Here is an 11,800-nt window from a genome sequence, read left to right on the forward strand (position 1 = left end):
CCTCATGCGGCGCCTCATCGTCATCGCAAACGCGCGCCTGCGCGACGCCTTCGCCGAAAAACGACAGGTCGCCACGAACTGAGTTGATGACGGCGTGAGGGCCGAACGCCGTTCCCCGAAACATTGCCGGCGCCCCTCGATGCATCGCTTCGACACGGCCGCACGAAGGGTGTAAAGGGGCCGCCTTCCCGGAGGCCCCCTTGCTGCACGTCTCGACCCGCGGCGCCGCCGCGCCCTTGAGCTTTTCCGATGCCCTGCTCGCCGGGCTCGCCCGCGACGGCGGCCTCTACGTGCCGCAGAGCTGGCCGCAGATCTCCCGCGAGGAGATCGCGGGGTTTGCAGGGCAGCGCTACGCCGAGGTCGCCAAGCGCGTGTTGCGCCCGCTGATCGACGGCGAGATTCCCGACCGCGAACTCGATGCGATGATCGAGCTGGCCTATTCGGGCTTCCGCCATCCGGCGATCTGCCCGCTGGCCCAGCTCGACGACAATCTCTTTCTGCTCGAACTCTTCCACGGCCCCACGCTCGCCTTCAAGGACGTGGCGATGCAGCTGCTCGGGCGGCTGATGGATTACGTGCTCCGGAAGAAAGGTGCGCGGGCCACCATCGTCGGCGCGACCTCGGGCGATACCGGCTCGGCGGCGGTGGAAGCCTTCAAGGGGCTCGATCAGGTCGACGTGTTCATCCTGTTCCCGCACGGGCGCGTGTCGGAGGTGCAGCGCAAGCAGATGACGAGCGTCAACGCGCCGAACGTCCACGCGCTCGCCGTCAACGGCAATTTCGACGATTGCCAGAACCTCGTGAAGGCGATGTTCCAGCACGCCGACTTCGCCGACGCCGTGAAGCTGTCGGGCGTCAACTCGATCAACTGGGCGCGGGTGGCGGCCCAGACCGTCTATTATTTCACGTCCGCGGTGGCGCTGGGCGCCCCCCACCGAAACGTGTCGTTCGCGGTGCCGACCGGCAATTTCGGCGACATCCTCGCCGGCTGGGTCGCCAAGAAGATGGGCCTGCCGATCGAGCGGCTGATGATCGGCACCAACGCCAACGACATTCTGGCCCGCACCCTGGAGCACGGTTCGTACGAGCCGCGCGGCGTTCAGCCGACCACCTCGCCGTCGATGGACATCCAGATCTCGTCGAACTTCGAGCGGTTGCTGTTCGAGGCGCTCGGGCGCGACGCCTCCTCCCTCGGTCGCCTGATGGACGGCCTGAAGCAGTCCGGCGGTTTCTCGCTCAGCCCCGAAGTGCTGGCCACGGTGCGCGGCGAATTCGACGCGACGGCGGTGCCCGAGACCGAGGTGGCCGACGAGATCGCCGGCACCTTCCGCCGCACCGGCATGGTGCTCGATCCCCACAGCGCCATCGGCGTGCGCGCCGCCCGGCGCCTGCTGGAGAAGGATGCGGCGACGCCCGTCGTGGCGCTCGCCACCGCGCATCCGGCCAAGTTCCCCGACGCCGTCTCGCAGGCGACCGGGGCCGGGCGCCCGGCCCTGCCGCCGCATCTCGCCGACCTGATGGACCGGCCCGAGACGGTGGCGCGGCTGGCCAACGATCAGGGGCAGATCGAGCGCTACATCACCGAGCACGCCCGCATCACGCGGGGTTGAGGGTCCATGAACCAGCATTTCTCGACCTTCGGCGCCTCCCCCGGCCTCACCGTCACCCGGCTCGACAACGGGTTCACGGTGGCGAGCGAGACGATCCCCGGCGTCGCCACCGCGACCCTCGGGGTCTGGGTCGGGGCCGGCTCGCGCCACGAGCGGGCGGACGAGCACGGGCTCAGCCACCTGATCGAGCACATGGCGTTCAAGGGGACGGCGACGCGCTCGGCCCGCGGGATCGCCGAGGAGATCGAGAATGTCGGCGGCGAGATCAATGCCGCCACCAGCACCGAATCCACCAGCTACACCGCCCGGGTGCTGGGCGAGGACGCCCGCGTGGCGCTCGACGTGCTCGGCGACATCCTGACGAATTCGGTGTTCGATGCCGGCGAACTCGCCCGCGAGAAGGGCGTGATCCTCCAGGAATACGCCGCGGTCGAGGACACCCCCGACGACGTGGTCTACGACGCCTTCATCGAGACGGCCTTTCCCGGCCAGCCGATCGGCCGCCCGATCCTGGGGCGGCCGGAGACCATCACCTCGTTCGACCGCGCCGGGATCGAAGCCTACATCGCCCGCGAATACGTGCCGGGCCGCATGGTGCTGGCCGCCGCGGGTGCGGTCGAGCACGCCGAGATCGTGGACGCCGCCCAGCGGCACTTCGGCGGCCTGAAGCCCGTCGAGGCGCCCCCGGTGGTGGCGGGCGTCTACGGCGGCGGCGAGCGGGGGATGCAGAAGCGCCTGGAGCAGGCCAACCTCGTCCTCGGCCTGCCCGGCCTGTCCTTCCGCGACGACGGCTACTACGCGCTTCACCTGTTCTCGCAGATCCTCGGCGGCGGCCTGACCTCGCGGCTGTGGCACGAGGTGCGCGAGACCCGCGGGCTGGCCTACGAGATCCAGGCCTTTCACTGGCCGTTCGCCGATTGCGGCCTGTTCGGCATCGGCGCCGGCACCTCGGGCGCCGACCTCCCCGAGCTTCTCGACGTCACCCTCGCCACCACCCGCGCGGCGGCCGCGGAACTCGATGCGGCGGAACTCGCCCGCGCCAAGGCGCAACTCAAGGTCTCGCTGCTCTCCGCGCTGGAGACGCCGGGCGGGCGCATCGAGCGCAACGCCCGCCAGCTGCTCGCCTGGGGCCGGGTGATCCCGCCGGAGGAACTGATCGCCAAGGTCGATGCCGTGACCGTCGAGGACACCCGCGCCGCCGCCCGCACCCTGCTCGCGGGCGCGCCGACGCTGGCGGCCATCGGCCCGCTGAAGGGCCTGCCGCCGCTCGCGCGGGTCGCCGGGGCGCTGCGCGGCGGCTGATGATGGCTCCGGCGCACGACAACGTGTGCGGGAAAACCCGCCGGTGGCGGGCAGGCCCTTCCTAGGTTATGGCGAAACTCTCGCTCGCCCGGCCATGGCTCGCCGGAAGAGCGGCAGCGAAGCGAGCCTCATGAACCCCGTCGCCGTCGCGACCATGCTCGGCCTCACGATCGGCTTCTTCGGCCTCGTCGCCTATGCGCTGACGGTCGGCGAGGCGTGGCTGCTCGCCATCCTGGCGATCCTCGCCATCGGGCTGTTCGTCCGCTGGGGGGAGTAGCGGCGAGGTCGGATCGCACGCGTGCCAACCGATCTCGAGTTCGGTCACACGAGTCGAAGCACAGGACGAATTCGTGCCGGCCTACTTCCTGCCGATGACCACGAGCGTACCGGCGCTTTGATCGTCCGGCTCGACCGTGACCGGTTCGATCCGCATGTGCGTCTGCAGGTAGAGGTCTAGCCGGCTCAAGCCCATTCCGGTGAAAAGCGCTTTCGCCTCCGAGAAGCAGTAGACGCGCTTGTGATGCACGAGATCGGGATGGTTGAGGGGGATGCTGGCGGCGAGCCTACCCCCCGGCTTCAGCACCCGGCGCAGCTCGCTCAGGGCAGGCGCGGCTTCGTCCAGATGCTCCAGCGTCTCCATCGAGATGACGTTGTCGAAATATTCGTCGGCATATTGAAGATGATTGATGTCGCCCTGGTGGAAATGCCCGTTTCCATAAGCTTGATTGGCATATTTGACCGCTTCGGGAGCCGCATCGATCCCGACATAGGTGAAGTCCGGGCCGAGGAGATCCTTGCCATAGCCGGAGCCTGACGCGACATCGAGAACTGTGACGGGTGTGAGGTGATCGCGCGCGAACTCGTAGCGTCTGAAATGCCGCAGGACGATCGGTGTGATTCGCAGATGGATATCCGGCGATCCGTCCGGTCTGATCGTTTCCTGGAGCACTGACGAAGCCCTCGAGCTTGAACGTTCGATCTCGCGGCGTGATCTCGTCACGATGCACAACGCCGCCGAGACAATCGCCGGGTTCGGCCCGGAGGTGCCTCGTGCGTCTCTTTTGAAGGAGTTTCCGGGCTCTCCGCAATACGCGCCGATCCCGCGGCTGCGCCGCCATCGGTCGATCGGACGGCGCTGTCGATGTCGCGAGCGGGAATCTCAGGTCGTTGCGAACGGTATGGGGCGCGGCGATGGTGCCCCGCTCATCGCCCCTCCTCCAAGGCCGGCCCGCGGGTGGCATCGAGCCCCTCCCCGGTCCCGGCGAGGGGGCCGACCTTCACGGGGGCGCCGGTGCGGGCGGCCTCGTAGATCGCCTCCATCAGGATCATGTCCTGCAACCCCTCCTCGCCCGGCGTGCGGGGCTGGGCGTCCTTGAGAATGCATTCGGCCATGTGGTCGAGTTCGAGCGCGAACTGGTTCTTGGGCGTCAGCGCCGGCTCGTCGCGCTGGACGTGGCTGCCCTCGCGGTGGGCGATCACGAGGCGCTGGCCGCGATAGGCGAAGGCGTTGTGCAGCGCGATCGCGCCGTTGGCGGTGTGCACCCGCAACTCCCGGCTCTCGTGGACGCCGTAGCTGGTGCCGCATTGCGCGATCACGCCCGACGGGAAGCGGAGCGTGAAGGCGACGCTCTCCTCCACCTCCTTGAAGCGCGGATCGTTCTCAGGGGAGACGATCTGTGCCTGGACCGAGACCGGCTCCTCGCCGATGAGCGCCCGCACGCCGTTGAGGCAGTAGAGGCCGATATCCGGCAGCGCCCCACCGCCGGCCAGCGCCCGGCGCAGGCGCCACTGCTCGGGGAGCGCCGTGGTCTGGCCGTTGAACGCCTCGACCATCTTCACCCGGCCGAACTCGCCGGAACGGGCGAGCCGCACCACCTCGCGGTTGAACGGCTCGTACTGGCAGCGATAGGCGATCATCAGCTTCACGCCCGCCTGTCGGCAGGCCTCGATCATGGCCCGCGCCTCGGCCGACGAATTGGCCATCGGCTTCTCGCACAGCACGTGCTTGCCCGCGCCCGCCGCCGCCAGCACGTGGTCGCGGTGCAGGCCGTTCGGGGTGACGATGTAGACCACCTGGACCGCAGGATTCGCCTTCAGCCGGTCCCACTGGTCGTAGGCGTAGACCGCGTCTTCAGCGATGCCGTACTGGCGCGCGGTGAGCTTCGCCTTCTCCGGCGAGCCCGACATCAGCGCCACGACCTTCGCCTTCTTCGCCTCGCCGAAGGCCGGCAGGATCTCTTCGAGGCTCAGGCGCCCGAGGCCGACGACGGCGAAGCCGACGCGCTCACCCGGCGGCATCGGCGCGGGCGGCGGCGGGGGCGGGGCGTCGCCGGAATCGCGCCAGTTCGGAAACACGACGCGCTCGCCCTGCACCGCCCCGGTATCGGCCGGCACCGAGGGACCGGGCGGAGATGCTCCCTGCGCCTGCGCCCGTCCGGCGAGGCTCAACGCCGCGCCGGTGAGGCCGGCGCTGCCCGCCGCCAGGAGGATGCGCCGGGAGAGGCGCACGGTGTCGCGCAGATCTTCGCTCATGGGCCTCGCCTTCGGAGATACGAGGCCGGAACGCCTCACGCGGGCGGGGCGGTTCCCTTGAGCGAGCCCTTGGCCGTCCCCTGGCCCGTCGACGCGGGGGTGGGGTCGGGGTCCTCGACCTCGCCCCGCCGCTGGAGTTGGAGCGCCACGAACCAGCACAGCGCCGCCCAGGCGGCGCCGACGCACCAGCCGGCGACCACGTCGCTCGGCCAGTGCACGCCGAGATAGACCCGGCTGATGCCGACGCACACCGTCATGACGATGCCGAGCGCCAGAAGCAGCGCCTTGACGCTGCGCCGCCGCTCGACGCGGGCGAGCAGCGTCGCCAGCGTCAGGTAGGCGATGGCCGACATCATCGCGTGGCCGGACGGGAAGCTCGCCGTGAAGGTCTCCATGCCGTGCGGCACGAGATCGGGCCGGGGCCGGTGGTAGAACAGCTTGAGCAGGGTCGAGACCGCCTCGCCGCCGCCGATGGCGGCCAGCACGAACACCGCGATCCGCCTGCGCCCCGCGAGCGCGAGGTAGATCACCGCGGCCGCCGTGAGGAACACGATCGTCACCACGCTGCCCCAGCCGGTGATGTCGCGCATCGCCTCCTCCAGCCAGGCCGGCCCGAGCGGGTCGGCGAGGTCGGCGGGGTTGCGCAGAGACAGCAGGATCTTTCGGTCGAGCGCGGCGGTCGAGCCCTCGCCGACCTCGGTGGCGAGCGCGAAGAAGGCGTAGCCCAGCGTGCTGACGGCGAGCAGCGAGACCAGCGGCCCGACCTCGTTGAGGTGAAGCCGCAGCCAGAAGGTGGCGGAGCCGCGCCACAGGGCGCTGCCGCCGCTGCGGGCGAAATCGGGAAACCGCGAGGGGGACCGGTTCATGCCGCGCCTCCGAAGGGGATCGTCGCGAGCCGCTCCCAGGGCCCACCGAGATAGCGCCACAGCAACACGCCGGGCGCGCGGAAGCGCGAGGGCGAAAAGCCCTGCGCGAGGCTGGCGTGGAGCGCCCGGGCCGTCTCCGGCTTGACCTTGTTCTGCACCGTCACGTGCGGGCGCCAGCCCTGCCGGTCCTGCGCCGTGAGATCGTCGCGGAACGCCGCCGCCACGCGGCCGCGGAAGCCCGTCAGCGGTTCGGAGTCGAGGCTGAAGGCCACGCCGCGCCCGGTGAAGCGCACGCCCGTCACGGCGACCTCCGGCGGCCCCTCGGCGCGGGCGAGCGCCGTCACGGTCTCGATCACCGCGTCCGGCGCGTCGCCGGGCAGGTGGTGGAACAGGGTCGCGTGGGCCGGGATGTGGTTCAGCGCCTCGGGGAAGTGGCGCCGCCGCAATCCGTCGAATTCGGCGAAGGCCGCCGCCTCCATCTGCAGCGTCAGGATCAGCGGGTCGGGCTCGGGCAATGCGGTGTCTCGCGGGCGAAGGGCGGCGTCGGGGAAAGATGGCGCGGGCGGGGTGCGGTTCCAGCCGGGGGGCTGCGGCGCGCTTCACGCTGTTCAGGAGCCGGCGGCGTGATTAGACAGCCGCATGGCCCGCAGGAACCGAGAGCTCGTCCACCGGGGGCGCGAGGGATGGCTGTTCCTGATCGGGGGCACCAACGGCGTGCTCGACCAGTACCGCTGCACGCTCAGGAACGGGTGGCATCTGCGTCGCTGGGCGCGGCTGATCGAGGCCCGCGCCGCCCGCGCCCGCGCGCTGGGCATCCGCTACGTGCACACCATCGTGCCGGAGAAGCTCACGGTCTACGACGACCGCACCCTCGATCTCGCCTACGATCCGCGCCTGTCGCCGGCCCGCCGCCTCGCCCGCCGGCTCGACCGGATGAGCGGCTTCGTCGATCTCGTGGCCCCCCTGCGGGCCGCCCGCGACGGCGCCGTGCCGCTGTTCCGGCGCACCGATTCCCACTGGACCTACGACGGCTGCCTGCTCGGCTACCGCGCCCTGATGCGGGCCTGCGGCGCGGTGCCCCCGCCCGACATCGCCGAGCGCCCCCGCTTCGAGACGGAAGGTCTCTGGGACCTCGGCGACAAGCTGCCGGACCGGCCCCGCGAGACGGTGACGAACTGGGCGGTTCTGCGCGAGGCCTCGCGGGCCTATGCCAGCCCGCTGGTCGAGGCCTACGAGGCGGCGGGCCGGGCCGGCGACCTGCATGTCGGCGCCCACGTGATCTACCGAAACCCCTCGCCCCACGCCGACCCGCGCACGCTGGTGCTGTTCGGCGATTCCTACGCGCATTACGCGCCGATCCTGCTGACCAGCCTGCTGGCCGAGTCGTTCCGCGAGCTGCACTTCGTCTGGTCGTCGAGCCTGGACTGGGCCTATGTCGAGCGGGTGCGGCCCGACCTCCTGATGTTCGAGATGGCCGAGCGCTTCCTCACCCGCCTGCCGGACGACCGCTTCGACCTCGCGGCCTACGAGCGGCCGGACATGGACAAGCCGGCGCGGTGGGCGGAGGCGGCGCCGGTGGTGTGAGGGGGCCGGTTCATTCGCGCGAAGGCCGCTGCTCCCCGTCTCCCCGCACAGCGGATCGGGGGATGCTCGGTGACCGAAGCGACCGGTCGATCCCGCCCTACACCCCCGCCCGCTTCTGGAAGGAATTCGGGTTCGGCAGGTTCGGCGAGGGCGCGCCGATGAGGGAGGTCGGCGGGGCGGCCGGGGCCTTCAGCGCGGGGGCCTCGTTGGCGGAGGCGTCGACCGCCTTGGGCTTGAAGGCGGCGACCATCTCCCGGCCGCGGGCGAGATCGGCCGGGGCCAGCTTGCCGGCGACCTCGTCGCGCTTGCGGCCGGCCTCGTCGTCGCCCTGCGCGGCGGCGGTCGAGAACCAGAGGTAGGACTGGACGAGGTCCTGGCCCACGCCGAGGCCGCGGGCGTAGAGCACCGCGAGGTTGTACTGGCTGTCGCGCACGCCGTGCTCGGCGGCGCGGCGGAAGGCGGTCGCCGCGGTGGCGAAGTCGGGCCGGCCGTTGGCCGCCGGGTTCTCCGCGTGCAGCACCGCGAGATTGTGCATGGCCCGCGTGTTGCCCATGTCGGCGGCCCGGCCGTACCACGACTTGGCCTGGGCGATGTCGCGGGTCACGCCCGAGCCCTTCTCGAAGGCGTTGCCGAGCTTGAACTGGGCCGGGGCGTAGCCCGCGCTGGCGAGCCGCTCGTAGAGCTTGGCGGCGAGCGCGAGATCGCGCGGCACGCCGCGGCCCTCGGCCTCGCGGCCGGCGAGTTCCCAGATCGCGGCGCCGTCGCCGTCGAGGGCCGATTGCTTCAGCTTGGCCAGTGCCGGCGGCACCCCCGCGAGGTCCGGGGCGAGCCCGGCCATGGAGGCGACCTGCGGCAGCGGATGCGAACCGGTCGAGGGGGCGGCGGAGGGACCTGCCTTGCGGCCGGCCTCGTCGGCGCGTGCGCCGGGCTCGGCCAGGGACTGCGTCGTGGTCGGGTCCGGCGGCGTCGCGGCGGTCCGCGACGAGGGCTGGGACGGCGAGGCGGACGGCGCCGCGGCGCTCTCCGTCGCGCCGCGCTCGGCGGGCCGGTTCTCGACCGCCCGGGTCTCGGCGGGCCTCGCGGCCTCCGGCGCGGCGGCGACGGCGTTCCCGCTCGGTGCGGCGGCCTCCTCGGGGGGCGGGCCACCATTGGCCACGAAGGCCTGATACGCGCCGAGCGCCAGCACCACCGCGGCGAGGCCCAGCAGCAAGGTGCGGCGGCGCTTCTCGACGGCGCCGCGCACCCGCGACGCCGCACCCTCGGCGGCGGGAAGGTCGGCGGATTTCGCCGCGGCGCCGGCGCCCGACGCGGTGGCGCGGACACCGCCGCCCATGCGCTCGCGAAGGCGGCTCGCCAGCGGCTGCTCGGCCGCGGCCTCCGCCTGCGCGGCCTGCGCGGCGCGGCGGGCGGCGGCGATGAAGCTCGTCTTGATGTCGTTGCCCGCCGGGACGGCCGCATCGGGCGCCGCCGGGCGGCCGGGCGCCGGACGGCCGGTGCCGGGCTCCAGGAGCTCGTCGCCGCCGCGGGTCACGTCGTCGAGAGCGTCCTCCGGCCGGATGGCGGGACGCGGCCGGACGGTCTGGCCGGCCTGCGCGGCGGTCGCCGATGCCGCGGCGTTGGGCGCCGCAGCCTTCGCGGCCTTGGGCGCAGCGGGCCGCTCATGGGCATGACGCTCGCGCGAAAACGGCTCGGCGGCCGGAGCCTCGGGCAGCGGCAGGTCGAGCGTCGCGCCGGCCCGGGCCGGGGCCGCGGCGGCGAGCGCGTGCGCCGAGGTCAAAGTCGCGGAGGGGGCCCGGTCGAGCTGGTCGCTGAGGCGCGACAGCAGCGCCTGCACGCCCTCCATCGTCGCGTGGAGCCGCTGGTCGGCGGCGCGCTGGCTCGCCCGCAGCTCGGCGAGGTCTGCCCGCAGCAGGCCGAGCGCCCCGTCCCCCGCCCCTTCTCCCGCCCCGCCCGCCATCGCGTCCTTGACCGCCGCGCGGGTCGCGCGTTCCACCGCGGCCTCGAGGTCCGGCCCGCGCCCGCCGGGCACGCCGTCGTTCAGGGCCGAGACCTCCTTCAGGGCCGAGACCTGGGCGACGAGCTCGCCCATCGTCCGCTCCAGCCGGCCGAGCGCCGGATCGGCGGCCTTCGGCGCGTCGAGGCGGTGGGCGAGCGCGACGACGTGCTGTTCCAGCGCGTCGAGGCCGCGGCCGTCGGTGCTCACGCGGTCGACCTTCTCGGCCAGCGTCTCCAGCATGCCCCGGATCGAGGCGAAGTCCTTCGGCGGGGCGGGCTGCTGGCGCAGGCTCTCGCCCAGCGTCTCGAGGCGCCCGATCAACTCGCCGACGGGATTGCCGGCCGGGCTCTCGGCGGCGCGGTCCATCCGGTCCGCCAGCGCCTCGAACCGGCCGAGCAGCGCCCGCGACTCGTCCGGGTTCTTCAACCCGCTGCGGATCTCCTCCAGCAGCGGCTTCAGCGCGGCGACCTCGGCGTCGTTGCCGCGCTGGAGCTGCGCGATCTGCGCGCTGATCGCCTGCACGCCCTGGGCGAGGCTCTGGATGCGCTCGGGGCCGGCCAATGCGCCGATGAGGCGGCGGATCTCGTCGAGTTCGCGGAAGACGCCGTCGAGGGCGTTCTGGTCGGCGAAGGTCGGCGCCGCGCCGGTCAGCGCCCCGTCGACCTTGAGGGCCAGCCGCTCGACCTCGCCCGCGACCCGGGCATGGACGTTGGCGGCCACGTCGTCGGCCAGCCGCTCGACCTGCACCCGCATCAGCTCGATCGGGGCCGCGATGGCGGCGAGGTCGCCGGGCGCGCGCGCCCGCTGGATGTCGGTGACGAGCGCGCGCATGGCCTGCTCCAGCGCGCCGACGTCGCGGCCGGTGGCGAGGCTTCCGAGCGAGTCGCGCAGGCGCGTCGTCTCCGCCTGCAGCTCGACGATGGCCGGCGAGGGCAGGCCGGCGGCCTCGACCGCGCGGGGCGCCTGGGGAATCGCGGCGGGACCGCCCTCGGCGCCCTCCTCCAGCTCGCGCTGGCGGCGGCGCACCTCGGCGACGGCGTCGCGCATCTCGCTGGCGAGCGGCTTGCCGCGACGCCCGAGCGGGCGCGGGGTGGAGAGCTGGCCGGCGATCTCGCCCATGCGGCGCTCGATCTCGGCGAGGCGCCCGGTCACGGCCTCCTCCTCGGCGATGGGGCCCGGAGGCTGCGTCGCGGCGAGTCGGGTCTCGATCTCGCCGATCATTCGCGCGGCGGCGCTTCGGGACGCCTCGCGCTGCTCGTCGAGCGAGCGGTCGAGGGCGTCGAGCCGCTTCATCATCGCGTCGAGCGAGGCGTCGAGCGGGGCCGCCTCGGCCGCCGCAGGCTTCCGGGGCGCTGGGTGGGCGGCCGGGTGGGAGGATGGATGGCGTGCCGGGCCGGGCGCCTCCTGCGGCCGCGGCTCGTCCTGCGCCGGGAGCGCGGCGGCGGGCGCGGCCTCCGCGATCTCCTGCCGGCGGTCCGGCCCGGCGGCCGGCGGCTCGCGGCGACCGGCGGGCGTCGACTGCGTCGGGGCGGTCACGGACTCGATCCAGGATTCCAGCGGCACGCCGGCCCGCTTGGCGACTTCGCGGGCGGCCGCGAGCACCTCCGGGTCGAAGCTGTCGATGCTGATCGGGGCGGTCTTGCTCATCGCACGGAGATCCGGTGTCGGCAGCGTCCGGGGCCCGGCCGGGCGCTGGCCCCCTCCGGTGAGGGGTGGGGCGAGGATCGGAACGGTCGAGACGACCTTTAACAATCTTGGTAAATGGTCGGTTAAGAGCCGGTGATGCACGGGGAAATCGTCGCTCGACCAACCCACCACCGTCATTCCGGGGCCGCGCAGCGGAACCCGGAATCCATATGTGGACGGCCCCCTTCTCGCAAGGTTTGGAGCGGTGATCTGGTTGCGCTGAC

The 11,800-nt window shown here is 72.6% G+C and carries 9 protein-coding genes; 4 read left to right on the forward strand and 5 right to left on the reverse strand.

What is annotated here, in order from left to right; all coding sequences use genetic code 11:
- Positions 1 to 200: 200 nt before the first annotated feature.
- The 3 genes from thrC to HNR00_RS25160 all read left to right on the forward strand — a co-directional run bounded on the left by thrC (position 201) and on the right by HNR00_RS25160 (position 3,189).
- The gene (thrC, locus tag HNR00_RS25150) at positions 201 to 1,610 is read left to right on the forward strand and encodes a threonine synthase (RefSeq protein WP_183574271.1); all 1,410 of its coding nucleotides are present in this window, start codon (positions 201 to 203) and stop codon (positions 1,608 to 1,610) included.
- Between the two features lie 6 nt (positions 1,611 to 1,616).
- The gene (locus HNR00_RS25155) at positions 1,617 to 2,912 is read left to right on the forward strand and encodes a M16 family metallopeptidase (RefSeq protein ID WP_183574273.1); all 1,296 of its coding nucleotides are present in this window, start codon (positions 1,617 to 1,619) and stop codon (positions 2,910 to 2,912) included.
- A gap of 130 nt (positions 2,913 to 3,042) precedes the next feature.
- Positions 3,043 to 3,189, forward strand: coding sequence for a hypothetical protein (locus HNR00_RS25160; protein WP_183574275.1), 147 nt, complete (start codon positions 3,043 to 3,045; stop codon positions 3,187 to 3,189).
- An 81-nt stretch (positions 3,190 to 3,270) separates the two neighbouring features.
- Here the strand turns inward: HNR00_RS25160 and HNR00_RS25165 are convergent, their stop codons facing one another.
- The 4 genes from HNR00_RS25165 to HNR00_RS25180 form a co-directional block, all read right to left on the reverse strand.
- Positions 3,271 to 3,861 carry a class I SAM-dependent methyltransferase gene (locus tag HNR00_RS25165; protein WP_183574277.1) on the reverse strand — a complete coding sequence of 197 codons (591 nt, stop codon included), beginning with the start codon at positions 3,859 to 3,861 and terminating at the stop codon, positions 3,271 to 3,273.
- Between the two features lie 254 nt (positions 3,862 to 4,115).
- Complete coding sequence (locus tag HNR00_RS25170) at positions 4,116 to 5,444, reverse strand: Gfo/Idh/MocA family protein (protein WP_376770413.1); 1,329 nt, start codon at positions 5,442 to 5,444, stop codon at positions 4,116 to 4,118.
- Between the two features lie 35 nt (positions 5,445 to 5,479).
- Positions 5,480 to 6,310 carry a phosphatase PAP2 family protein gene (locus HNR00_RS25175; protein WP_183574279.1) on the reverse strand — a complete coding sequence of 277 codons (831 nt, stop codon included), beginning with the start codon at positions 6,308 to 6,310 and terminating at the stop codon, positions 5,480 to 5,482.
- On the reverse strand, positions 6,307 to 6,825 hold the full coding sequence (locus HNR00_RS25180) for a 2'-5' RNA ligase family protein (protein WP_183574281.1): 519 nt from the start codon (positions 6,823 to 6,825) through the stop codon (positions 6,307 to 6,309). The genes HNR00_RS25175 and HNR00_RS25180 overlap by 4 nt, the downstream gene beginning before the upstream one ends.
- A 124-nt stretch (positions 6,826 to 6,949) precedes the next feature.
- On the opposite strand from HNR00_RS25180, the gene HNR00_RS25185 reads away from it, so the two are divergent.
- Positions 6,950 to 7,894 (forward strand): alginate O-acetyltransferase AlgX-related protein, encoded by a 945-nt coding sequence (locus tag HNR00_RS25185; RefSeq protein ID WP_183574283.1) that lies wholly within the window; start codon positions 6,950 to 6,952, stop codon positions 7,892 to 7,894.
- A gap of 97 nt (positions 7,895 to 7,991) precedes the next feature.
- On the opposite strand, the gene HNR00_RS25190 is transcribed toward HNR00_RS25185, so the two are convergent.
- Positions 7,992 to 11,537: a tetratricopeptide repeat protein gene (locus tag HNR00_RS25190; RefSeq protein WP_183574285.1), complete on the reverse strand. Its 3,546-nt coding sequence runs from the start codon at positions 11,535 to 11,537 to the stop codon at positions 7,992 to 7,994.
- Positions 11,538 to 11,800: the final 263 nt, after the last annotated feature.

It is taken from the genome of Methylorubrum rhodinum (genome assembly GCF_014199935.1).
Classification (GTDB): domain Bacteria; phylum Pseudomonadota; class Alphaproteobacteria; order Rhizobiales; family Beijerinckiaceae; genus Methylobacterium; species Methylobacterium rhodinum.